The sequence below is a fragment of the Streptomyces sp. NPDC090499 genome (genome assembly GCF_044769305.1).
In the GTDB taxonomy this organism is placed as follows: Bacteria; Actinomycetota; Actinomycetes; order Streptomycetales; family Streptomycetaceae; genus Streptomyces.
This window is the reverse complement of sequence record NZ_JBIVXP010000010.1, coordinates 21,439-43,166: the sequence shown is the minus strand read 5'-3', so window position 1 is coordinate 43,166 and position 21,728 is coordinate 21,439. Positions and strand designations below refer to the sequence as shown.

Below are 21,728 nucleotides of genomic sequence, written 5' to 3'. Positions count from 1 at the left end.
TCCCTCCCGGCGCGGCGGGGAATACGACATACGCAGTTGCAACTCGTGTCACCCCACTGGCACCCAGGGAGTTCCCCCATGCTGCACGGAATCGACGTGAGCGCGTACCAGTCGTCGAGCTACGACACGGACGGCCTCTCCTTCGTCTTCATCAAGGCGACGGAGGGGCGTTCGTACGTCAACCCCAAACTCGCCGCCCAGACCAAGACCGGCCGCGACGCCGGACTGGTCGTCGGCTTCTACCACTTCCTCTGGCCCGGCAACCTCACCGCCCAGGCCGAGTACTTCGTCCAGCACGCCCCCGAGAAAGCCGGCGAGATCCTCGCCGTCGACTGGGAGACCACCGGCGACGGCACCCACGCCGGCAACGCCGAGAAGGACTCCTTCATCCGCAAGGTGAAGGCGCTGCGGCCCGACCACCGGGTCGTGCTCTACACCAACCGGAACTTCTGGCTGAACATCGACACCACCTCGTACGCCGGCGACGGCCTCTGGATCGCCGACTACGTCAGCGCCGGCCACCCCCGCATCGAGGCCGAGTGGCGCTTCCACCAGTACACCAGCGACCCGCACGACAAGGACGTGGCGGACTTCGCCAGCAAGGCCGCCCTCAAGGCCTGGGCGTCGAAGGAGGACTGAGCAGCGGCGCCGGTGCGGGGCGGCGGGACCGGGCTCCCCGGTGCGGTCCCGCCGCCGGTCGTCCCGCGGGCGCCTGCCGGGCCGTCAGCCGCGGAAGCCCTCCGGGCGCTCCGGGGACGCCTCCGCCAGGGCCTTGCGGACGCCCTCCACATCCGCACGCAGGCCGTACACCGGGGTGCCCGGCTGCTGGCGCCAGGAGTCGTCGATGCCGCCGTTGTCGACGGTGTCGAAGCCGAGCTCGTCGATGAGGGCGCGGACGACCCGCTTGGCGTCCTCGTCGTCGCCGGAGACCGGAAGGGCCTGGCGCCCGGGTTCCCCGGCGGGGCGGCCGCGGTCCAGGATGTCCTGGGCGAAGGTGCCGTTGAAGGCCTTGATCACGGGGTGGCCGATCTGCCGCTCCGTCCACCGGCTCTCCGTGATGCCCTCGTCCTCGATGCCGGCGATCCGGCCGTCCCGCTCCCGCGGGTAGTAGTTGTTCGTGTCGATCACGGCGACGTTCGCCGCGGCGCCGTCCAGGAGGCCGGACGGCAGGTTCGGGACCGCCTTCACCGGGACCGTGACCACCACGACCTGCGCGCCGCGCGCCGCCTCCTCGGCCCGTACCGCCGTCGCTCCCGTCTCCTCGGCCAGCCCGGCGAGCGTCTCGGGGCCCCGTGAGTTCGCCACGGACACGTCGTGGCCGAGGGCGGCCAGCCGCCGAGTGAGGTTGCCGCCGATGTTGCCCGCGCCGATGACGCCGATCTTCATGACACGCCTTTCGAGAGTACATGCACCTGCATACATATGCTGCTGTGGGGCGACAACCCCGGGCGTGCGTGACCTATTCCGCGGCTGGGCCGGGCGGGTGAGGCCCCGCGAACGGATCCGCCAGCTCCGCCCGCAGCACCTCCGCCGCCGTCTCCGCGTCGCCCTCAAAGACCGCGCGCGCCAGCGCCTCATGGGCCGCGTCGCCGGTGTCCGGGTCGGTGGTGCGCAGGCCGGTCAGGGCCAGCAGTTCGATCAGCCCTTCCCTGAGCACCGGCCTGAACTCGGCGAACAGATCGGTGAGCACCGGGTTGTGCGCGGCGGCCACCACGGCCGCGTGGAAGGCGATGTCGGCGTCGACGAAGGCCGCGTCGTCGGCGCTCCCGGCCGCCCGGCGGCCCGCCAGCGCCGCCTCGATCGCCGTCACGTCCGCCGCCGTACGGCGCTCGGCGGCGAGCCGCGCCGCGTGCACCTCGACCGCCGTCCGGACCTCGTACACGTCGGTCACCGCGGCCCGGCGCAGCCGCGTCGGCCAGTCCTCGGCGGCCTCGGTCGCGATGACGAAGACGCCCGAACCCTGCCGGGGCCGGACCAGCCCGGCCCCGGCGAGCGCGCGCAGCGCCTCGCGGACCGTGGAGCGGCCCACGCCCAGCTCCTTCGCCAGGGTCGTCTCGCCGGGCAGCCGGGTGCCGACGGGCCAGGCGCCGCCGGTGATCTGGGCGCGCAGCCGGGCGGCGGCCTGTTCGACCAGGGGGCTCGGGCGGACGGGACCGAGGGCCATGCGGTGTCACCAACTCCTCTGCGGACGGACGGGATGCACAGGAATTCTCACTTGTCTGAGGACCTGAGGAGTGGTTAGCCTACCGGTCATGACATTCCGCGGTCTTCTTCTCGGCTGCCGCGGCGGGGCCTGACGCGACCGGCACCCCGCCGCGGGTCGCCGTGCTGCCGGTCACCGACCGACGCGCCGAGAGGCAGCAGCACGATGACTCTTCTGTGGAATCCCCAGCAGCCCAGCCCCATGCCGTACGACCGTTACCGCCCCTTCCAGGAACGGGTGCCGGTGCCGGTACCGGACGGCCGTGGCTGGCCCGCCGCCCGGATCGAGCGCGCCCCGCTGTGGGTGCCCGTCGACCTGCGCGACGGCAACCAGGCGCTCGCCGAGCCGATGGACACCCCGCGCAAGCGCCGCTTCTTCGAACTGCTGGTCCGGCTGGGCTTCAAGGAGATCGAGGTCGGCTACCCGTCCGCGAGCCGGACCGACTTCGACTTCGTACGGCACCTGGTGACGGACGGGGCGGTGCCCGGGGACGTGACGCCCGTCGTCTTCACCCCGGCCCGGCGGGACCTGATCGACCGGACCTTCGAGGCGATCGAGGGGATGGAGCGGGCCGCCGTCCACCTCTACATCGCCACCTCGCCCGTGTGGCGCGAGGTGGTGCTGCGCCGGGACCGGGCCGCGGTGCGGCGGACGGTCCGCGAGGCCGCCGAACACATGGCACGCCGGGCGTCGCCGGGGGTGCGGTTCCAGTTCTCGCCGGAGACCTTCAACCTCACCGAACCCGACTTCGTCCTCGAACTCTGCGACGGACTCACCGAGTTGTGGGACGCGAGTCCGGACCGGCCGGTCACCCACAACCTGCCCGCGACCGTGGAGATCGCCACCCCGAACGTCTACGCCGACCAGATCGAGTACGCCCACCGCCACCTCGCCCGCCGCGACTCGGTGATCCTCTCCGTGCACCCGCACAACGACCGCGGCACCGGCGTCGCCTGCGCCGAACTCGCCGTGCTGGCCGGGGCCCAGAGGGTGGAGGGCTGCCTGTTCGGCAACGGCGAGCGCACCGGCAACGTCGACCTGGTCACCCTCGCCCTCAACCTGTTCGCCCAAGGAGTCGACCCGATGGTCGACTTCGGTGACATCGACGCCGTCCGGGCGACGGTCGAGGAGTGCAACCGGCTTCCCGTGCACCACCGCCACCCCTACGCCGGCGACCTCGTCCACACCGCGTTCTCCGGCACCCACCAGGACGCGATCGGCAAGGGCTTCGAGGAACACGCCCGCAGAGCCGAGGAGCTGGGGGTCCCCCAGTCCCGGGCCCCCTGGTCCGTCCCCTACCTGCCCGTCGACCCGGCCGACCTGGGCCGCTCGTACGAGGCCGTGATCCGCGTCAACTCACAGTCCGGGAAGGGCGGTTCGGCGTACCTCCTGCGCACCCACCACGGCATCGACCTGCCCGAGCGGATGCGCCCCGGGTTCGCGCGTCTCGTCCAGGAGGCGACGGACGCGAGCGGCCGGGAGGCCACGCCGAAGGAGCTGTACGACCTCTTCCGCGCCGCCTACCTGTCCCAGGGCACCGACGGCGAGGTCCGGCTGGAGTCCTGGTCGGTCCACGAGGAGGCACCGGGCCGGCACCGCTTCGTCTGCACCCTGCGCACCGGCGACCGCACCGGCGACCACGAGGGCACCGGCCCCGGCGCGCTGACCGCCCTCGCGGACGCGCTGACCGGCGCGGGACACGCCACGGAGATCCTGGAGGTCACCATGACCGGGCCGTACGCCTTCGCCGAGTGCCGGGTCGGCACGACGACGGCCTGGGGCGCGGCGGAGGGCCCCGCCCCGCTGGCCGCGTCCGTCGGGGCGGTCCTGTCGGCCGTGAACCGGGCGGCGGTGCGATGAGCGTCGTCCTGCGCGCGGACGACGTGCACGTGGTGCGCGACGGACGGCCGATCCTCCAGGAGGTGTCCCTGACCGTCCGGTCCGGCGAGCACTGGGCGCTGCTCGGGGCCAACGGCGCCGGGAAGTCCACCCTGCTCGGTCTGCTCGGGGCCCTGGTGCATCCGACGCGGGGCACCGTGGAGGTCCTCGGCAGCCGGCTGGGCCGCGTCGACCTGCGTGAACTGCGCACGCAGGTGGGCCATGTCGACCCCCGCCACCCGCTGACCGAACCGCTGCGGGTCCGGGACGTGGTGCTGACCGGGCTGACCAACTCCGTGGCACCGCTGCCGCGGTGGCGTCCGACGCCGGAGCAGACGGCGCGTGCCGACCTGCTGATCGGGATGCTGGGGCTGGCCGGGCACCGGGAGGCCCGCTGGCCCACGCTGTCGCAGGGGCAGCGCGGCCGGACCCTGATCGCCCGGGCCCTGATGCCCGAACCCCGGCTCCTGCTGCTCGACGAACCGGCCACCGGCCTGGACCTGCCGGGCCGGGAGCAGCTGATCGGCGCGCTGGACGCACTGCGCCGGGCCGGTCCGCGGCTGGCGACCGTCCTGGTCACCCACCACCTGGAGGAGCTTCCGGCGGGCACCACCCATGCCCTGCTGCTGCGCGAGGGCCGGGCCCTGGCGCAGGGCCCGGCGGCCGAGGTCCTCACCGGCGACCAGGTGGGCAAGTGCTTCGACCTGCCGTTGACCCTGGAGCGGCACGGCGGCCGCTGGACGGTCCGCGTCGAGGCCGGAGAAGCCGGGGCATGAGAAGGGGGGCGGCCCCAGGCTCCATGAGCCGGCCGCCCCCCTCTTCGGGTCACTTGCTCAGGTAGGCCCAGAACTCGTCGAACGACAGGACCTTGTCGCCGTTGAGGTCGCGGGTCTTGATGATGGCCTCGGCGACCGTGTCCGTGACGTTCCAGTCGCCCCCCTGGGCCAGGGCGGTCTTGAACTCGGCCGCGGTGATGGCGCCGTCACCGTCCGTATCGATCCGCTCGAACTGCTTGCGTGCTTCCTCGATGTCCGCCACCGGATCCGCCCCTTCGTACTCTTTACTGCCTGTTGACGGAGGTCAGATTAACCGGCCGCGCGGGCTCGCAGTGCGGCGACCACCCAGGCGAACTCCTCACGGTGCGCGGCCGCGGGCTCCATACCCTTCATCCTGGTGAGCAACTCCCGGTACCGGGCGAGCCGGTCGTTGGACGCCGACTCCATCCGTTCGAGTACCTCGGTCAGGTCCCCGCCCCCGAGCACCTCCCGTACGATCGCCTCCGCCTCGGGCGACTCGGGGGCGATCCCCCGCTCGCGGGCCTCCGCGCCGAGCTGCACCAGCCGCATGGGAAACCAGGTGGCCCGCCCGGAGGCGAGGGAGCGGTCCGCGTCCGCGGCGTTGAACTCGACCACCTGCCGCATCTGCGCCCGGAACTCCGGGTCCCGGACCAGCTCGGCCAGCTCCACCCAGGCGTCCACCTGCTCCGGGGTGGGGTCCTCCGGCAGGTCCGCGGCGATGGAGCGCATCCGCTCCTCGATGGCCGGGTCGACGGTGTCGAGCCCGTGGAACAGCTCGGCCACGAACTCCTCCATGATCCGCTTCCGTTCGGCGGCCGACAGCCGCGCCAGCTTGTTCATGAGCGTCGTCTCCTCTGCGGTCGAACCCCGTCGCGCCACGGTCGACAGCACCGCACGGGTCACCTTCAGCGAGCGGATCTGCGCGTCCAGCGCCGCCACGTGCGCGTCCGCGACCTCGGCCACGGTCTGCTCGCCGGAGAGCACCGCACGCACATGCCCGAGCCCGAGCCCCAGCTCGCGCAGGGTGCGGATCAGCTCCAGGCGCGCGAACGACTCGGCGTCGTAGAGCCGGTAGCCGCCCGCGGAGCGGGTCACCGGGGTGAGCACGCCCTCGTCGGACCAGTAGCGGATGGTGCGCACGGTCAGTCCGGTGGCGCGGGCCAGCTCGCCGATGGTGAAAAGTCCGGTGCCGTCGTTCGGGGGGTCTGGGGGGCCGCCCCCCGGATAGTGCAGCATGTCTGCGAGTGTGGGCCTTCCAGTGGGTGGAGACTCAAGGAGGAGGGGTACGGGGTGGCAGAGACCCTGCGGGACGTTCTCGACGCGGCTGCCCGTGGCGTCTTCCCGCCGCCCGACGGCCGTACGACGGTCGTGCCGCAGCCCTCCCCACGGGACGCCGGGGTGCTCTCCTTCACCGCGCACTCGGTCGCCTTCGTCGACGAGGACCCGGAGTGGGTGTACGACACCCTGCGCGCGGTCCCCTGCGATCCCCTGTGCGCGACGATGAACGCGCGCTTCCTCACCGCCCTGATGGACCGCACCGGCCGCGAGCAGGAGACGATCGACGCGCTCCTGGTGGCCGGCCCGCTGCCCGGCCGCCCGGACCTTCCCCTGACCGAGCCCACCGGCCCCGACCACTCCCGCGTCGCCTACGCTCGCGCCCGCCGGGACGAGGTGCGCGCCTGGACGGTGGCCGGCGGGGTGCTGACGCTGGGGCGCGGGGTCGCCGGGCGGCTGGAGGTCTCGGTGGAGGTGGCCGAGGGGGTACGGCAGCGCGGGCTGGGCCGGGCCCTGGTGGCCGCCGCCCGGCAGCTCGCGGACGAACCCCTGTGGGCGCAGGTCGCGCCGGGGAACGCCCGCAGCGTCCGGGCGTTCCAGGCGGCCGGCTATGTGCCGGTGGGCGCCGAGGCGCTGCTGCTCAGGGTCTGAGGCCCGCGGGCCCGGTCTCAGCGGAAGATGCCGGTGTGGCCCAGCGAGTAGCGGCCCGGCTGCGGGTAGACGGCGAGTCCGTGCGGGCCGCTGCCGACGTGGATGCGGGCCAGTTCGGTGCCGGTGCGGGTGTCGATGGCGTACACCTCGGAGTTGTAGCGGCCGGACAGCCACAGCACCTTGCCGTCCGCCGAGACCCCGCCCATGTCGGGGCTGCCGCCGCCCGGCAGCCGCCACTTCCCGGTCAGCCGGTTCTGCGCGAAGTCGAAGAGGGAGATGGTGCCCTCGCCCCGGTTGGAGATGTACATCACGCGGGAGTCCCGGCTGACGTACAGCCCGTGCGCGCCCTTGCCGGTGGCCAGGAAGGTCGGCCTGGTGAAGGCGTCGCCGTCCAGGACCCACACCCCGTCGGCCATCATGTCGGCGATGTAGAACCGCTTGCCGTCCGGGGAGACCTTGACGTCCTGCGGCATGGCGCCGTGGTACGGCAGTTTCTCCTGCCGGAGCACCTTCATCTGCTCCGTGTCCACCTTGAGCACTTCGCCGCTGAACTCGCAGGAGACGATGAAGTACCGGCCGTCGAGGGAGAAGTCGGCGTGGTTGACGCCGTAGCAGCTGACCGGGACGGCCTTGACGGTCTGCATGGTGTGGGCGTCCCGGAAGACCAGTTGGCGGTCGTTGGAGGCCATCACGATCGCGTACCTGCCGTTGGGCGTGAAGTACAGGTTGTACGGGTCGTGCACGGCGACCGGCTTGCCGGCCCGGCCGGTCCTCGGGTCGATGGGGGTGAGGCTGTTGCCCAGGTCGTTGTTGACCCACAGGGTCTTCAGGTCCCAGGACGGCACGACGTGCTGCGGCTGCCGGCCGACCGGGATGGTCCCGATCACCCGGTACGTCTTCGGGTCGATGACCGAGACCGTGTCGGAGTTGGTGTTCGGGACGTAGACCAGGGACGGGAAGCCCTTGACGACGGGCGAGAGGTTGCCGGGGCGGTCGGCCGCGTACACGTCCTTCGGGTCGAGGACCGGGGGCATCCCCGGCAGTGCGTCGACGGCCGGCTCCGCCTTCTTCGCCGGCGGCTGCACGGCCGCGGTGGTGCCGGCGGCCGGTGCGGCGGGGCTTTCGGAGCCGCCGCTGCACGCGGGCAGCAGGGCCAGGACGGCGAGGACGGCACCGGCGGACAGCAGACGGGCGGCGTTCGTGGTTCGCATCAGCTGAGCAGCTCCGTGGTGGTGACCGCGCGCAGTCCACGGCGGTGGAGTTCTTGGAGGACGGCGGGGAGGGCGGCGACCGTGTCCGGATACCCGAAGTGCATGCTCACCACCGAGCCGCCCGTGACCTCCGCGAGCACCTTGCGGGTGATGGCCGACGCACCGGGCCGGGTGTAGTCGAGCGAGTCCACGTCGTACGACAGCACGTGCCGGTAGCCGGCCTCGGCCGCGAGCCGGGCGACGAGCGGGGAGGCGGTCGGCGCCCTGGAGGGGCGGAACCAGGTACCGATCGATCCGGTGAGCCGCCGGAGCCGCTCCGCGCAGTCGGTGATCTCCTTGCGGGCGTCCGCCTCCGCCATGGCGTTGACGGAGACGTGCCGCTGGGTGTGGTTGCCCAGGTCGTGACCGCCGTCCAGGATGCGGCGGGCCATGGCGGGGTACGCGTCGAGCCAGCTGCCCACGGCCAGGACCGTGAGGTGGGCGCCGTGCTGCTCGGCGGTGCCGAGGAGCTGGTCGGCGAGGGTGGGGTCGCCCTGGCCGTGGAAGGTGAGGGCGACGGCGGCGGTGGTACGGGGGCCGTGGGTGACCTGGAAGGGGAGCGGGGTGGAAGCAGCCGACGGTGCGGTGGGGCCGGTGGCGCCGGTGGTGGCGGGGGGTGCCGCGGTGGCCGTACCGGTGGTGCCGCAACCGGTGGCGAAGGCGCCTCCGGCGGTGAGGGCGGCGCCTGCGCGGAGGAGGTCGCGTCGGTGGGTGGGGGTCACCTGCACCATTTAAGGCGGGATAGGTAAGAAAATGGGCTATTGACCCGAAAAGGGTTGTTCTTGCAAGTCGCGGACGGCGGGGGCCTGCCGCGCAGGTCCTCCCCCGGCGCTCCTACGGGGCGCGGTCGGCGACCCGCATCTCGAACCACGTCGTCTTGCCCCGGGGCAGCAGGTCCACGCCCCAGCGGTCCGCCAGTTTGTCCACCAGGAACAGGCCGCGGCCGCTGATGTCGGTCTCCTGAACCGGCATCAGGCAGGGCAGGCCGCGCGACGGATCGCGCACCTCCACCCGGATCCAGCCGGGGCGGCGGCGCATCCGCAGGCCGAACACCCGGGCGCCGGTGTGCCGTACGGCGTTGCCCACCAGTTCCGAGACGAGTAAGACCGCGTCCTCGGTCATCTTGGGGCTGAGGTGCCACTGGCGGAGGACGACGACCTGGGCGAGGCGGCGGGCGGTCGCCGCGGACTCGGGGCGGGACGGCAGCGGAACCTCCGCGTCCGTCGGATTGCCGAACAGTTCGATCGCCTTGAGCGCCCGCTCGTCCTCGACCGCAGGCGACCACCGCGCCGCGGCCGCACGGCTGTGTCCCCGCGGCTGTTCGATGCCCTCCAGCCCCGCCATGCCCCCATCATGGCCGTCGAGAGCGCCCTCCGTGGCCGTTCCCGGGGAATACGCCCCCGCAAAGCCTCCGCCCTTCACCGGGTGATCGGCATATGCCATCGGCATTCCGAAGGCATCGGAAGCCGGTCCGACCTGCGAAGACGTGCCATCTCCGGGCAATCGCCAGACCCCCTCGACAAGGCGGGCTTAGGGTTGCCTTAAGGCTCCCATAATCCGCCCCATCGGGGGACCCGGAATCAGACATCGCGTCAATTGCAAGGGGTTCGGGGCTTTCACATCAGGGCGAAGATCACAGGAACTTGGCCTTGCCCGGCCCCTCCTCGACGAAGCTGCGCATCCCGCGCTCCCGGTCCTCGGTCGCGAACAGCCCGGCGAACCAGTTCCGTTCGACGGCGAGCCCGGTCTCCAGGTCGGTCTCCAGACCGGTGTCGACCGCCTCCTTTGCGGCCCGCAGCGCGATCGCCGGACCCTGCGCCAGCTTCGCCGCCCAGGCGTGCGCCTCGGTGTACACGTCGGCGGCCGGCACGACCCGGTCGACGAGTCCGATGGCGAGCGCCTCGTCGGCCTTGACCATCCGGCCCGTGAAGATCAGGTCCTTGGCCTTGGACGGGCCGATCAGCCGCGGCAGCCGCTGGGTGCCGCCGGCTCCCGGGATGAGCCCGAGGAGGATCTCGGGCTGCCCGAGCTTGGCGTTGTCGGCGGCGATGCGGTAGTCCGCGCAGAGCGCGAGCTCGCAGCCGCCGCCGAGCGCGTAGCCGGTGACGGCGGCGACGACCGGCTTGGGAATCCGGGCGACGGCACTGAAGGAGTCCTGGAGGTCACGCGAGCGCAGAACCATGGCGGCATGGTCCATGTTCTGCATTTCCTTGATGTCGGCTCCCGCCGCGAAGACCTTCTCGCCGCCGTAGATGACAACAGCACGCACGTCTTCACGCCGGGCGGCCTCGCCCGCCAGCTCCTTGATCCGGTCCTGGGTGGCGACGTCGAGCGCGTTCATGGGCGGGCGGTCGAGGCGGATCGTACCTACGCCTGCCGAGACTTCGAGGGTTACAGTCATGCCTCGCAGGTTAGCGGGCGTTCACGACCCCCACCTCAGGGGCGCGGGGCCGTATCGATGTGCGGCCACCGCCGCGTGAGCGCGACCAGCCCCCACGCACCCGCACCCGCACCCGACGAACTACTTGGTCCATTCCTTCCAGGACATGTTCCACCCGTTGAGCCCGTTGTCGGGCGAAACGGTCTGGTCGTTCGAGTGCTTCACCGTCACCACGTCCCCGATGATCGAGTGGTCGAAGAACCAGGCGGCCGGCACCGACCGGTCACCCCCGCCCCGGATGTCCCGGAGGCCGACGCACCCGTGGCTCGCGTTGTAGTTGCCGAACGCGTCGCCACCCCAGTAGTTGCCGTGGATGAACGTCCCGGACGTGGTCAGCCTCATCGCGTCCGGCACGTCCTTGATGTCGTACTCGCCGCCGTAGCCGACCGTCTCGCCGTTCATGCGCGTCACGCGCAGCTTCTCGCTGATGACCATCTGGCCGTTCCACGTGTCGTAGCCCGGCTTGCCGGTCGTGACCGCGAGGGTCTTCACGACCTTGCCGTCCTGCATGACCTTCATCGTGTGCTTCTTGGCGTCGACGACGGACACCTGGTTGCGGCCGATCGTGAACTTCACGGTCTTGGCCTGCTCGCCGTACACCCCGGCACGGCCCTCGACGCCGTTGAGGTTGAGGGAGACGGTGACCTTCGTGCCGGACTTCCAGTAGTTCTCGGGGCGGAAGTCGAGCCGGTCGTTGCCGAACCAGTGGCCCTCGACGTCGACCGCCGGCTCGGTCTTGACGGTGATCGCCTTCTCCACCGCGGCCGGGTCGGTGATGCCGCGGGTGAAGCGGACGGAGAACGGCATGCCGACTCCGACCGTGGAACCGTCCTCCGGCGTGAAGTAGCCGATGAACGTGTTCTTCGGGGTGAGCGTCGTGAAGCTGGAGTCCTCCGCCGACTCACGGCCGTCGGCGTCCTTCGCGATGGCGTGCACCGTGTACTTCGTGGAGTTGGCGAGGTGCGTCGAGGGCGTCCAGCTGGCACCGTCGGCCGCGATCGCCCCGGCTATCTCCTTGCCCTTGGCGTCCTTGACCTCGACGTCGGTCAACTTGCCCTTGGCGGCGCTGACCTTGAGCGCCCCACTGGTGTCCACGCCGGTCGCGCCGGACCTGGGGCTGATGCTGACGGTGGCCACGGACTGCTTGCTCGCCTGGGTGGTGGAGTCCTTGGCCTTGCCCTGGTCCGCCCCCTTGTCGGAGGAGCCGCCCCCGCCGCAGGCGGTGACGGCCATCAGCAGGACACCGGCGACGACCGCCATCCCCTGCCTGCGCCGCGTCCCCCGAACCGACGCCCCCGATATCGGCCGCTCGTTCACAGTCGTTCTCCCCTCCCAGGGCCTGGTCAGGCCCACCCCGGCGCGTCAGGCGCGCGCTCTGGCGCATATTAACCGCAGGGTTTTGAGGTTGGTGTTGGGCGAATGTCACCGTTGCGTCGCAACTTCTCGCCCCCACCGACCCGCCCCTCACCTGGCTACTTGGCCGCGCTGCCCGCCTTCCACTCCTTCCACCCCATGTTCCATCCCCCGAGGCCATTGTCGGGAGCGACCATTTTGTCCTTGCTGTTGACGACTTCGACCACGTCACCGATGAGACTGCGGTCGTAGAACCAGCCCGCGGGCGTGTCCGAGCTGCCGCCCTTCACGTCGCGCAGGCCCACGCAGCCGTGGCTGACGTTGACGCGGCCGGGAGCGTCCGGCGCCCAGTAGTTGCCGTGCAGGAAGGTGCCGGAGTCGGTCAGCTTGAGGGCGTGCGGGACGTCGGGGATGTCGTACTCGCCGCCGAAGCCGACCGTGCGGCTGTTCATGCGGGTCACGTCGTGCATCTCCATCACCACCATCTTCCCGTTGTAGGTGGTGTGCTCGGGCGCCCCCGCGGTGATCGGCACGGTGGCGAGCAGTTCGCCGTCGCGGCGGACCTCCATGGTGTGGGCGGCCGCGTCGACGAGGGAGACCTGGCTGCGGCCGACGGTGAAGGTGAACGTCTTGGACTGCAGGCCGTAGACACCGGGGGCGCCCTCGACGTCACGGAGGTTCAGGCCGACCGTGACGACCGTGCCGGGCTGCCAGTAGCGCTCGGGGCGGAAGTCGAGGCGGTTCTTGCCGAACCAGTGCGGGCGGATCTCGACCGCGGGCTTGGCGGTGACCTGGACGGCGCGTTCGACGGCGGCGCGGTCCTCGATGTCGCGGCTGAAGGCGAGGGAGACGATCATGCCGGTGCCGACGGTGGCCCGGTTCTCCGGGGTGACGTACCCGATGAAGCGTTCGTCGGGGACCAGGGTGGTGAAGGTGGTGTGGCGGGCGGAGCGGTGGCCGCCGCCGTCGACGGCCACCGCGTCGACGGTGTACTTGGCGGCGAGCGCGAGTTTCGGGTCGTCCGGCCGCCAGATCGTGCCGCCCCCGGCGATGTGCCCGGGGACCGGGGAGTCCTGGGCGTCCTGGGACCTGACGACGCTGACGGACTCCAGGCGGCCGCTGGGCACCCTTACCATCAGCGGTCCGTCGGGCCGTACCGCCCTGGTGCCGTCGTCCGGGGAGATGCGGATGACGTCCTCGGGGGCCGCGGGTCTGCCGCCCAGGACGTGGTCGATGCCGAGCCCGTGCGTGCCGTCCGGGGAGCAGCCGGCCGCTCCCGCCAGCAGCGCCGCCCATGTCAGTACCGCGGCCAACGCGGCCCCCGCGCGCCGTGCGCGCCCTTGTGGATGCCTCACGTGCGGCTCAACGAGCGGGCATGCCCCTGGGAAACGTGAGTGCGACGCCGGCACTGGGCAGAACAGAGGGAAGGACGACGAGCTGGGGAGCCGCCGTGCCCGTGCGCGAGCCGTCGCGGGCACGTCCGTAGCGAGCCGCCGACCGTGCCCGGGACCGGGAGTCCGGGCGCTGTCGGCTGCTCGGACGCGGGTGGGCGCGCCCCGGTGGTCGGCGAGCCGCGGGACACAAAAAGGGGCCGACAGGTGACGAGCGCAGCCGAGCAGCAGGGGGCACCGGCGCGGGCCCCGAGGGCGGACGGCGCCGGGGTGAACGGCGCGGCGGTGGAAGGCCGCGCGGCGGCCGGCTCCACGGCGCACACCCCCGCGGTGAACGGGACCCCCCTCCCCGTCCCGGCGGCGTGGCCGGGGGCGTCGACACCGCTCGGCGCCCGGTTCCGGGTCGGTCCCGACGGGGTGGCGGGCACCAACTTCGCGCTGTGGGCGGCCGGGGCGGAAGCGGTCCGGCTCTGCCTCTTCGACGAGCAGGGGCGGGAGACCCGCATCCCGCTGACCGAACTCACGCACGAGATCTGGCACGGGTTCGTCCCCGGCGTGCTCCCGGGACAGCGCTACGGCTACCGGGTCGACGGCCGCTGGGACCCGTGGACCGGCGCCCGCTGGAACCCGGCGAAGCTGCTCCTGGACCCGTACGCGCGGGCGGTGGACGGCGAGTTCGCGCTGCCGCCCGAGGTGTACGGGCACGTCCGGGACTGGCCGGACCAGCAGGTCGCCGACACCGTCCGCGACGACCGCGACTCGGCGCCGTACGTCCCCAAGGGCGTCGTCGTCCACGATGACGACGACTGGTCCGACGACCACCGCCCGAAGACACCGTGGGCGGACTCCGTCATCTACGAGCTGCACGTGCGCGGCTTCACCAGACTGCACCCCGGGATACCCGAGGAACTCCGCGGCACCTACGCCGGCCTGGCCCACCCGGCGGCGATCGACCACCTCGTCAACCTCGGCGTGACGGCCGTGGAACTCCTCCCCGTCCACCAGTTCGCCCACGAGGACCACCTGCTCAGGCGCGGCCTGAAGAACTACTGGGGCTACAACTCCATCGGCTACTTCGCCCCGCACGCGGCCTACGCCGCCTCCGGTACGACCGGACAGCAGGTCGGCGAGTTCAAGCGGATGGTGCGGGCGCTGCACGCGGCCGGGATCGAGGTCATCCTCGACGTCGTCTACAACCACACCGCGGAGGCCGGCGAGCTGGGCCCGACGCTCTCCCTGAAGGGCATCGACAACCGGGGCTACTACCGCCTGCAGGACCACGACGCCCGGCGCTTCGCGGACTACACCGGCTGCGGCAACACCCTGCACGTGGTCCGCCCGCATGTGCTGCGCCTCATCACCGACTCGCTCCGCTACTGGGTCACCGAGATGGGCGTGGACGGCTTCCGCTTCGACCTCGCCGCCGCGCTGGCCCGCTCGATGCACGACGTCGACATGCTCTCGCCCTTCCTCGCCGTCATCGCCCAGGACCCGGTGCTGCGCCGGGTGAAGCTGATCGCCGAGCCGTGGGACGTCGGCTCGGGCGGCTACCAGGTCGGCGCCTTCCCACCCCTGTGGACCGAATGGAACGACCGCTACCGCGACGCCGTCCGCGACTTCTGGCGCGGCGCCCTCCCGGACGTCCGCGACCTCGGCTACCGCCTCTCCGGCTCCAGCGACCTCTACGCCTGGGGCGGCCGCCGCCCCTACGCCTCGGTCAACTTCGTGACCGCGCACGACGGTTACACCCTGCGCGACCTGGTGTCCTACGAGCGCAAGCACAACGAGGCCAACGGCGAGGACAACCGGGACGGCTCCGGCGACAACCGGTCCTGGAACGGCGGCGCGGAGGGCGAGACGGACGACGAGGGCGTTCAGGCCCTGCGCCGACGGCAGCTGCGGAACCTCCTCACCACCCTGCTCCTCTCGACGGGCGTCCCGATGCTGGTCGCCGGCGACGAACTGGGCCGCACCCAGGGCGGCAACAACAACGCCTACTGCCAGGACAACGACATCAGCTGGCTGGACTGGAGCCTGCTCGACGACCCCGCCTGGCGGCCCCTGTTCGACCTCACCGCCCGCCTCGTCCGGCTCCGCCACCGCCACCCGGTGCTGCGCCGCCGCGCCTTCTTCTCCGGCCGCGCGCACTCGGCGGACGGCCTGCGCGACCTGGCCTGGTTCACGGCCCATGGCGAGGAGATGACCGCGGGCGACTGGTACGCGCCCGCCGCCACCCTCGGCATGTTCCTCTCCGGCCGGGACATACCCGGCCGCGACGAACGCGGCGCCCCGGTCCTCGACGACAGCTTCCTGACCGTCCTGCACGCCGGCGCCCGCCCGACCCGCTTCGTCCTGCCGGGCCCGCCGTGGGCCCAGCGCTACGAGGTACTGGTGGACACCTCGCTGGAGGAACAGGGCGCGGAGCCGGGGGTGGTGCACGAAGGGGGGACGGCGATCACGGTTCCTGGGCGGACTGTGCTGTTGCTGAGGGTGGTCGGCTGAGGCAGCGTTTCGGCTGCGCGACGTGCCCGTCAGTCCTCGCCGTTCGGCTCGGCAGCGAATGCGAGGTAGTGCTGTACGCGGAGGACCAGTACGACGTCGTCGCGGTAGTCCTCCTGGTACCAGATCATGACGGGCCCTTCGGCGTGCGTCTTGACGCCGGAGGCGGATTCCTGGATGTCGAAGGGGTGGCCGATACGGCGGACACCGACGGCTTCGGCAATGCGGCGGGCCAGGTCTTCGACATCTTGCCTGTAGAGCTCGGGGAGGTCGCCGACGACGTGTTCGGCGTCAGGGTTGTACTCCCAGGTCCAGTCACTCACGCGGCGTCGGCCTCCGCGTCGGCGAGGATACGACCGAGTTCGGCGGAGGCAGTGCGGCGGGCGTCTTTGTCGTCGCTGGTGGCGACGACACGTTCGCATTCGCGGAAGCGGGCGGCTCGTTCGGGCCACCGTTGGACGGCGACCCATACCCACCAGTGATCGACGAAGTGACGGCCGGGCAGAAGGCTGAACTCGTCGCGGGCCTGGTTCATCGCTTCGGCCCAGTGCGTATCGAACTTCGGCAGCGCTTCCGGGCTGAGGCGGGCGACTGCGACGCGGAGGGCTGCGGGGTTCCTGTCCGGCATGGGGATGAGCGGCCCCGCTGGGGTGTCGGAGAGCGTGGTCATGAGCAGCGTTCCTTTGCGGCGGCGTTCATCAGGCGGCTACGGGGGTGGGCACGGTCTGTCCGAGTTCGTCACGCTGGGCAGTGGTGACCATGCGGGCGTACGGGTGGATCTCACCTCGGGCGTAGGCGTCCAGAAGGATCTCGCAGAGCGCGGACATCGAGCGGACCTGGTCCTTTGCGCGACGCTTGTCGGCGCCGGTCCATACGGCGACGGTTGCGAAGACGGTCCGGCCGCGCCGGAGCCCGGCCTCCGATCCGACGGTGGTGCGGGACAGGGTGAGGTTTCCGGCGGCGTAGTCGGCGAGGGCTCGGCTCATGACCCAGATGAGCGGTAGTCCCTCGCTCTTGGCGCGTTCGCCCGCACTCTCCCACACGGTCTTCCCGACGTTGGGGGCGCGCTCGGTCTCTCCTGCCGCCGGCATACCGGACTCCGGTTCTCGTGACATCGCGAATCTACCAATCGAAACGGTACTACGGACTCCCGCCGCCGTACGGACGCGCCGACCATGGCGAAGTGGGGTACACCCGGCCTTCCCGATCAGTTGTCCTGTCCGGTACAGGGGTGCTCGTACGCTGCTGACCGCTTTGGGGTGTGGAGCGGCGTCCCCGGACCAGGACACAACCTGACTGCGATACCGCCAGGAGTCCCGGGTGCCCGGTCGAGAAACTCGAAGCAACACCATCAGGATCACGAGGCAGTCAGGGTCGGGGAGCGAAGGATCGAGGGCCGAGTGCCCTGAGGGCAGCCAGTATCGCCCTAACCCGAGGGACCTCGTGAGTGCGGTAGACGCCCGTTCCCCTAGATGCGCCAAGACCAGAAAATCGCCGCAGGGCTTCTCCGCTACCCGAGCTAGGCTTCGGGACGAGGTCGAGCCGGCTGTTGACCGTCGCGGTCGCCGTCGTACCGAAGAGGGAGCCATGTGGCGAAGGCTGGCGAGTGCGGTGGCCGCTCTGCTCGTGCTGTTCGTCGGCAGCCTTGCCTTCAACGCGGCGTCCGGGCAGAGCCATTGGCCAGGACCGCTGGACTTCGTGCGGGTCCACCCGTGGGTGGTGCTGCTCCTCCTGATCCCCCTGGCGCTGATCGGGCTGGGGCAGCCGCCTCGCCCCGAGCGCAGGCAGGATCCACTCCCGCCCACGGCATACCGGCTGCCGCCGCGCAACTCCGACTTCACCGGCCGTGACGCCACACTACGGCAGGTGCGGCAGCGCCTCACCTCGGTGAACGACGTGGCGATGCTGGTCGTGCACGGGCTGGGCGGCGTCGGCAAGACCCAGCTCGCGGTGGAGTACGCCTACCGGTACCTGTCGAAGTACCGGTTCGTCGCCTTCCTGAACGCCGAGACACCCGACCTGGTCACGCCGCAGTTCGTGTCACTGGCCGGGGAGCTGGGGCTGGCGGAGGTGAGCTCCGACCAGGCGATCCCACGGGTGTACGGCAACCTGGTGGACCGCAGACCCTGGTTGATCATCTTCGACAACGCGGAGAAACCGGGCACGCTCGCACCCGCGCTGCCGTCGGGGGGCCTGGCGGGCAACGGCCATGTCATCGTCACGACCAGAGTGAGCGGCTGGTCGAGCAGCGCCGGTGTGGTCGACCTGGAGGTTTTCACCCGGCAGGAGTCGATGAAGCTGCTGGCACAACGGGTGCCGGGCATGACCGAGGCCGTGGCGGACCGGATTGCCGAGCAACTGGGCGACCTGCCGCTGGCGTTGGAGCAGGCGGCCGGATACATGGGCTACCACCAGACGACACCCGAAAGGTACCGGGACCTCTTGGCGTCGCACCTGGAGGACATGATCGGTCGGGGTGAGCCGAGCCACCGGCCCTCGGTCGTCGTCGCAACCCTGTGGCAGCTCAGCGTGGAAAGACTGGAGACTGACCAGCCTCAGGCGGTACGCCTGTTGGAGCTCTGTGCCTTGCTGGCGCCGGAGCCGGTCCCGCTGGACCTGTTCACCGGTAGCCCGGAAACACTGGACGGAGTCCCTGCCGATCCGTTGGCGTGGGACGCGACAGTCGGCGCCCTGGCCGGTCTGGGTCTGGCGAGGCGCGGTGACGCGTCCCTGGTGGTGCACCGACTGGTTCAGGCCGCCATCCGAGCCGGGATGCCGGCCGAGGCGCACGTCGACGCCCGGGTCCGGCTGTGTCGTGCACTGCTGGCGGCCGTACCGGACGACCTCCACAGTGCCCCGGACGCCCGGCCGCGGTGGCAGCAGTTGCTTCCGCACGTCCTCGCGGTGGCCAAGGACGATCCACCGGCTGAGTGTGCCGCGGATGCGGCGGTGCTGCTGCGGCTGGCGTCGGAGTTCCTCGTCCAGATCGGGGACTACTCGGTGGCGCTGCACCTGTGCGAAAGTGCCCTCGCGATCGACGAGTCACTCGAAGGCCGGAGCGCCGAGGTCGGCTTCGATCTGATCGCCCTGTCGCAGATCCACCGGGACCTCGGTGCGCCGGAACGGTCACGCCAACTGGCGGAACGCGCGCTGAACGTGCACGAGTCCTGTCTGCCGGCGGACAGTCCCGCCATCGCGACGGATCTGGCCACGCTCGCGCGGACGCTGTGCATCCTCGGTGAACACGAGGCAGCGCGGCCACTGGCCGAGCGGGCGCTGCGGATCGACGAGGCGGCGTACGGGCCGGACGACCCGTACGTGAGCTTCGACCTGATCGCGCTGGCGAACGTCCACGTCGACCTCGGCGACCACGCGGGTGCCGCGCCGCTCATCGCGCGCGCGTTGCGGATCCGCGAGGCCAAGTACGCGCCGGACCACCTCTACATCGGGTACGTCCTGCTGTTCCAGGCCCGGGTCCTGCACACGTTGAACGACTCGACCGCCGCGGAGCTGGCGCGCCGGGGTGCACACATCCTGCACACCCGGCTGGGCAGGACCCACCCCAAGACCGAGGACGCGTTCGCTCTGGTCGACAGTCTGCAGGACGGCACACGCTAGCCAGAATCCCCGGTTGTGCGGCAAGTCGCACAACCGGGGGTGGCGCTAGCGTGCGCTGGGTGCGCCCTGGGCCGGGCCCCGCCCGGCGTACGGGTTGCCGTAGGCGGGGGTGACTCGCCAGAAGGTCTCCGCCACTGCTTTGAACTGACGATGCATCGGATTCAGACCCGTGTGCTTCAGTGCCCAGATCTCAACCGGCAGGCGCTCATCACCGGTTGGCTGTGTCTGCGCCCCGCAGGTGAGGCACTCGGCCGAGTAGATGCCCGACGGGGCACCCTCGGCGGTTTCGGCCCCGAGGGTCCATTCAGCGGCAGTGATCAGCGCGCGCATCACAGTTCCTCCCTGCTACGCCGGTTGGCTTCGGTCACAAGGGCATGCATCCTGCTGCGACTGCCTGGTGCGGTGCAGCAGGGGCACGCGCAGGGCGGGTATCCGCTGGAGAGGTCCGGCACATCCGACGGTTCCACAGTGCGCTTGCTGCGCACCTGTGTACGGGCGCCTGTCGCCGGGTTGACCCTGTAGACCTCGATCGTCATCACTGGATGTGCTCCCAGGGGTCTACCTGAACGCCTGCGCAGCTGTTCCTGGGCACCTCGCACCACGCGTCGACGTAGGGCCGGACAATAGGTCCCGTACGCTCCCACGCTTCCTCCGCCTCCCAGTCGCGCGACGCGAACCACTCGGAACGTCCGTACGGCTGAGGCAGATACGCGGTCCAGGCTTGCCATTGCGCGCGCCGCCTGCGAGCGATGACCAGCCGTGCCCCCCAGACGTCCGGCGCGGAGCGCCCGCGGAACGTCGGGGGCGCTGCTGGGCGCGTGTCGGTGGCCGCGTGCTTGCCGGGCGTACGGCGCCCGAACAAGACACCTCTCATCCATTCGAGTGCCTGTGATAGGTAGGACACTGTCACCGCTCCTCTGAAGCGTTGGCCACGCCCCGGGACCGTTCGCGCGGTCGCCGGGGTCTCTTGCGTGCTCAATCGTCCTGACACCTGGTGGCCGTATCGCCCGACATGGAAGGACAGTTGGGCCAGTTGGGCGGTAGCGTTGAAAACGCCCAAACGTCCAGAGGAGCGGACTTGAACCACGCCCTACGGTCAGCTATGAACGACGCCCGACTGTCCCCGCGACAGCTTGCGGTCCGCATAGGAGTCGCGAGCAAAACCATTGAACGTTGGGTCGCGGATGAGAACTTAATTCCGCATGCTCGAAACAGGGCAGACGCCGCCGAAGCACTGAAAGTAGATGAGGAAATGCTCTGGCCGCAGGCAGTGAAGGACCGCCTAAAAACAGGTGGAGACCTGGAAATCGTGCGGACTTACCCCTACCGCTCGGCCTGCCCGTCGACGGTCTGGGGCGAGCTTGTGGCCAGCACGAAAGAAGACCTCTTCTTCGCCGGATACACGAACTATTTCCTATTCATCGACCAACCGAACTTCGTGGCCACCCTGCGTAAAAAACTCGAAAGCGGTTGTCGAGTCCGATTTCTTCTGGGCGATCCAGAAAGTGAAATCACAAGCCAGCGTGAAGCTATCGAAGATGTTGCCTTGTCCGTCTCGACACGCATCCGTATCACGCTGGAGAATCTAGGCAAGTTGGGGAGCACAGAAAACCTGGAAACGCGTTTTAGCGTCTCAGAAGATGCAGCGAATCACGTGAGCCTTTCTGTTTTCCGGTTCGATTCCCAGGCTCTCGTAACACCTCACCTTGCCAGGCTTGTGGGCCACGACTCCCCTCTGTTGCACCTACGCCGACGCGACCAGGACGGACTGTTCGAGCGGTTCACTGAGCACGCCGAAGAGCTATGGTCGCGCGCAACGCCCGTTAGCATTTGACGGCTCCCCACAACGCAGAAATCCCCCCGGTGTCTTCCGTACAAAACACGAAGAGGCACCGGGGCTCTTTCTGTGATCAGAACCACCCGGAGGAACCAGTGCCATACCCGCAACTGCTCACTCCCGAGGAGAAGCTCGCCGACGCGAAGAAGCTGTTGGGCCTCCCGCGTATCGTCGTTATCTGCGGCTCCACCCGCTTCATGACCGAAATGAACGAGGCCGATCTGCGAGAGACCAAAGCCGGAAAGATTGTCGTCAAGCCGGGCTGTGACATGAAGTCGCCGCACGAACTCTGGTCCGATCCTGTCGAGGCCGAAGCGCTGAAAGTTCGACTCGACGATCTGCACCGGGCGAAGATCCGGCTCGCTGACGAGGTGCTCGTAGTCGGCGACTACATCGGAGACAGCACCCGAGCCGAAATCGCCTACGCCCGGTCGCTGGGCAAGCCCGTGCGGTTCACGCACCCCGAAGTCGACCCTGACGCCTGACCGCCCGCTGCCACCTCGACAACCAGGGCCGACAGCCCACCGCCTGACCGT

General features: G+C 70.5%; 22 protein-coding genes. 8 read left to right on the top strand and 14 right to left on the bottom strand.

What is annotated here, in order from left to right:
- Window positions 1-78 precede the first annotated feature (78 nt).
- Entirely contained in the window at window positions 79-639 is a 561-nt protein-coding gene (locus ACIQVL_RS31855; RefSeq protein WP_403477086.1) for a glycoside hydrolase family 25 protein, read from the top strand.
- A gap of 84 nt (window positions 640-723) precedes the next feature.
- Here the strand turns inward: ACIQVL_RS31855 and ACIQVL_RS31850 are convergent, their stop codons facing one another.
- Both ACIQVL_RS31850 and ACIQVL_RS31845 read right to left on the bottom strand, forming a co-directional pair.
- Window positions 724-1,386: an NADPH-dependent F420 reductase gene (locus ACIQVL_RS31850; RefSeq protein ID WP_403477085.1), complete on the bottom strand. Its 663-nt coding sequence runs from the start codon at window positions 1,384-1,386 to the stop codon at window positions 724-726.
- A gap of 73 nt (window positions 1,387-1,459) precedes the next feature.
- Window positions 1,460-2,164 carry a FadR/GntR family transcriptional regulator gene (locus ACIQVL_RS31845; protein ID WP_403477084.1) on the bottom strand — a complete coding sequence of 235 codons (705 nt, stop codon included), beginning with the start codon at window positions 2,162-2,164 and terminating at the stop codon, window positions 1,460-1,462.
- Between the two features lie 204 nt (window positions 2,165-2,368).
- On the opposite strand from ACIQVL_RS31845, the gene ACIQVL_RS31840 reads away from it, so the two are divergent.
- Together ACIQVL_RS31840 and ACIQVL_RS31835 are read left to right on the top strand one after the other, a co-directional pair.
- A complete protein-coding gene (locus ACIQVL_RS31840; protein ID WP_403477083.1) occupies window positions 2,369-4,063 on the top strand; it encodes a 2-isopropylmalate synthase in 1,695 nt (564 codons plus the stop codon).
- Window positions 4,060-4,857 (top strand): ABC transporter ATP-binding protein, encoded by a 798-nt coding sequence (locus ACIQVL_RS31835; protein WP_403477082.1) that lies wholly within the window; start codon window positions 4,060-4,062, stop codon window positions 4,855-4,857. The genes ACIQVL_RS31840 and ACIQVL_RS31835 overlap by 4 nt, the downstream gene beginning before the upstream one ends.
- Before the next feature lie 49 nt (window positions 4,858-4,906).
- Here the strand turns inward: ACIQVL_RS31835 and ACIQVL_RS31830 are convergent, their stop codons facing one another.
- Both ACIQVL_RS31830 and ACIQVL_RS31825 read right to left on the bottom strand, forming a co-directional pair.
- The gene (locus ACIQVL_RS31830; RefSeq protein WP_362654655.1) at window positions 4,907-5,119 is read right to left on the bottom strand and encodes an EF-hand domain-containing protein; all 213 of its coding nucleotides are present in this window, start codon (window positions 5,117-5,119) and stop codon (window positions 4,907-4,909) included.
- A 47-nt stretch (window positions 5,120-5,166) separates the two neighbouring features.
- A complete protein-coding gene (locus ACIQVL_RS31825; protein WP_403477081.1) occupies window positions 5,167-6,114 on the bottom strand; it encodes a MerR family transcriptional regulator in 948 nt (315 codons plus the stop codon).
- 54 nt (window positions 6,115-6,168) lie between these two features.
- On the opposite strand from ACIQVL_RS31825, the gene ACIQVL_RS31820 reads away from it, so the two are divergent.
- The gene (locus tag ACIQVL_RS31820) at window positions 6,169-6,804 is read left to right on the top strand and encodes a GNAT family N-acetyltransferase (RefSeq protein ID WP_403477080.1); all 636 of its coding nucleotides are present in this window, start codon (window positions 6,169-6,171) and stop codon (window positions 6,802-6,804) included.
- A gap of 17 nt (window positions 6,805-6,821) precedes the next feature.
- Here ACIQVL_RS31820 and ACIQVL_RS31815 read toward each other — a convergent pair whose 3' ends face one another.
- From ACIQVL_RS31815 to ACIQVL_RS31790, 6 genes are all read right to left on the bottom strand, one after another.
- Window positions 6,822-8,015 (bottom strand): beta-propeller fold lactonase family protein, encoded by a 1,194-nt coding sequence (locus ACIQVL_RS31815; protein ID WP_403432536.1) that lies wholly within the window; start codon window positions 8,013-8,015, stop codon window positions 6,822-6,824.
- Window positions 8,015-8,785, bottom strand: a complete 771-nt coding sequence (locus tag ACIQVL_RS31810) for a polysaccharide deacetylase family protein (RefSeq protein WP_403432533.1) — start codon at window positions 8,783-8,785, stop codon at window positions 8,015-8,017. The genes ACIQVL_RS31815 and ACIQVL_RS31810 overlap by 1 nt, the downstream gene beginning before the upstream one ends.
- 103 nt (window positions 8,786-8,888) lie before the next feature.
- Window positions 8,889-9,398 (bottom strand): ATP-binding protein, encoded by a 510-nt coding sequence (locus ACIQVL_RS31805; protein WP_403432530.1) that lies wholly within the window; start codon window positions 9,396-9,398, stop codon window positions 8,889-8,891.
- Between the two features lie 289 nt (window positions 9,399-9,687).
- A complete protein-coding gene (locus tag ACIQVL_RS31800) occupies window positions 9,688-10,455 on the bottom strand; it encodes an enoyl-CoA hydratase/isomerase family protein (protein WP_403477079.1) in 768 nt (255 codons plus the stop codon).
- 120 nt (window positions 10,456-10,575) lie between these two features.
- Window positions 10,576-11,811, bottom strand: a complete 1,236-nt coding sequence (locus ACIQVL_RS31795; RefSeq protein WP_403432525.1) for an Ig-like domain-containing protein — start codon at window positions 11,809-11,811, stop codon at window positions 10,576-10,578.
- Window positions 11,812-11,966: 155 nt separating this feature from the next.
- A complete protein-coding gene (locus tag ACIQVL_RS31790) occupies window positions 11,967-13,202 on the bottom strand; it encodes an Ig-like domain-containing protein (protein ID WP_403477078.1) in 1,236 nt (411 codons plus the stop codon).
- 243 nt (window positions 13,203-13,445) lie between these two features.
- Here ACIQVL_RS31790 and glgX point away from each other — a divergent pair, with 243 nt between their 5' ends.
- Window positions 13,446-15,740, top strand: coding sequence for a glycogen debranching protein GlgX (gene glgX / locus ACIQVL_RS31785; protein WP_403477077.1), 2,295 nt, complete (start codon window positions 13,446-13,448; stop codon window positions 15,738-15,740).
- 29 nt (window positions 15,741-15,769) lie between these two features.
- Here glgX and ACIQVL_RS31780 read toward each other — a convergent pair whose 3' ends face one another.
- From ACIQVL_RS31780 to ACIQVL_RS31770, 3 genes are read right to left on the bottom strand one after another with little or no spacing between them, the layout of a single operon-like run.
- Window positions 15,770-16,060, bottom strand: coding sequence for a hypothetical protein (locus tag ACIQVL_RS31780; RefSeq protein WP_403477076.1), 291 nt, complete (start codon window positions 16,058-16,060; stop codon window positions 15,770-15,772).
- Window positions 16,057-16,407 (bottom strand): DUF6247 family protein, encoded by a 351-nt coding sequence (locus ACIQVL_RS31775; protein WP_403477075.1) that lies wholly within the window; start codon window positions 16,405-16,407, stop codon window positions 16,057-16,059. Before ACIQVL_RS31775 ends, ACIQVL_RS31780 begins: the two co-directional genes overlap by 4 nt.
- Window positions 16,408-16,435: 28 nt before the next feature.
- Window positions 16,436-16,828 carry a hypothetical protein gene (locus ACIQVL_RS31770; RefSeq protein WP_403477074.1) on the bottom strand — a complete coding sequence of 131 codons (393 nt, stop codon included), beginning with the start codon at window positions 16,826-16,828 and terminating at the stop codon, window positions 16,436-16,438.
- 496 nt (window positions 16,829-17,324) lie between these two features.
- On the opposite strand from ACIQVL_RS31770, the gene fxsT reads away from it, so the two are divergent.
- Entirely contained in the window at window positions 17,325-19,355 is a 2,031-nt protein-coding gene (fxsT, locus tag ACIQVL_RS31765) for an FxSxx-COOH system tetratricopeptide repeat protein (protein ID WP_403477073.1), read from the top strand.
- A gap of 45 nt (window positions 19,356-19,400) precedes the next feature.
- Here fxsT and ACIQVL_RS31760 read toward each other — a convergent pair whose 3' ends face one another.
- The gene (locus ACIQVL_RS31760) at window positions 19,401-19,685 is read right to left on the bottom strand and encodes a hypothetical protein (protein ID WP_403477072.1); all 285 of its coding nucleotides are present in this window, start codon (window positions 19,683-19,685) and stop codon (window positions 19,401-19,403) included.
- Between the two features lie 772 nt (window positions 19,686-20,457).
- Here ACIQVL_RS31760 and ACIQVL_RS31755 point away from each other — a divergent pair.
- Entirely contained in the window at window positions 20,458-21,189 is a 732-nt protein-coding gene (locus ACIQVL_RS31755) for an XRE family transcriptional regulator (RefSeq protein ID WP_403477071.1), read from the top strand.
- Window positions 21,190-21,287: 98 nt separating this feature from the next.
- On the top strand, window positions 21,288-21,677 hold the full coding sequence (locus ACIQVL_RS31750) for a hypothetical protein (RefSeq protein ID WP_403477070.1): 390 nt from the start codon (window positions 21,288-21,290) through the stop codon (window positions 21,675-21,677).
- Window positions 21,678-21,728 lie beyond the last annotated feature (51 nt).

What these genes read in the sequence shown, in the direction of transcription:
- ACIQVL_RS31855 (WP_403477086.1), top strand. Translation starts at nt 79, where the DNA reads ATGCTGCACGGAATCGACGTGAGCGCGTACCAGTCGTCGAGCTACGAC.
- ACIQVL_RS31850 (WP_403477085.1), bottom strand. Translation starts at nt 1,386, where the DNA reads ATGAAGATCGGCGTCATCGGCGCGGGCAACATCGGCGGCAACCTCACT.
- ACIQVL_RS31845 (WP_403477084.1), bottom strand. Translation starts at nt 2,164, where the DNA reads ATGGCCCTCGGTCCCGTCCGCCCGAGCCCCCTGGTCGAACAGGCCGCC.
- ACIQVL_RS31840 (WP_403477083.1), top strand. Translation starts at nt 2,369, where the DNA reads ATGACTCTTCTGTGGAATCCCCAGCAGCCCAGCCCCATGCCGTACGAC.
- ACIQVL_RS31835 (WP_403477082.1), top strand. Translation starts at nt 4,060, where the DNA reads ATGAGCGTCGTCCTGCGCGCGGACGACGTGCACGTGGTGCGCGACGGA.
- ACIQVL_RS31825 (WP_403477081.1), bottom strand. Translation starts at nt 6,114, where the DNA reads ATGCTGCACTATCCGGGGGGCGGCCCCCCAGACCCCCCGAACGACGGC.
- ACIQVL_RS31815 (WP_403432536.1), bottom strand. Translation starts at nt 8,015, where the DNA reads ATGCGAACCACGAACGCCGCCCGTCTGCTGTCCGCCGGTGCCGTCCTC.
- ACIQVL_RS31810 (WP_403432533.1), bottom strand. Translation starts at nt 8,785, where the DNA reads ATGGTGCAGGTGACCCCCACCCACCGACGCGACCTCCTCCGCGCAGGC.
- ACIQVL_RS31805 (WP_403432530.1), bottom strand. Translation starts at nt 9,398, where the DNA reads ATGGCGGGGCTGGAGGGCATCGAACAGCCGCGGGGACACAGCCGTGCG.
- ACIQVL_RS31800 (WP_403477079.1), bottom strand. Translation starts at nt 10,455, where the DNA reads ATGACTGTAACCCTCGAAGTCTCGGCAGGCGTAGGTACGATCCGCCTC.
- ACIQVL_RS31775 (WP_403477075.1), bottom strand. Translation starts at nt 16,407, where the DNA reads ATGACCACGCTCTCCGACACCCCAGCGGGGCCGCTCATCCCCATGCCG.
- ACIQVL_RS31770 (WP_403477074.1), bottom strand. Translation starts at nt 16,828, where the DNA reads ATGCCGGCGGCAGGAGAGACCGAGCGCGCCCCCAACGTCGGGAAGACC.
- fxsT (WP_403477073.1), top strand. Translation starts at nt 17,325, where the DNA reads ATGTGGCGAAGGCTGGCGAGTGCGGTGGCCGCTCTGCTCGTGCTGTTC.
- ACIQVL_RS31760 (WP_403477072.1), bottom strand. Translation starts at nt 19,685, where the DNA reads ATGCGCGCGCTGATCACTGCCGCTGAATGGACCCTCGGGGCCGAAACC.
- ACIQVL_RS31755 (WP_403477071.1), top strand. Translation starts at nt 20,458, where the DNA reads ATGAACGACGCCCGACTGTCCCCGCGACAGCTTGCGGTCCGCATAGGA.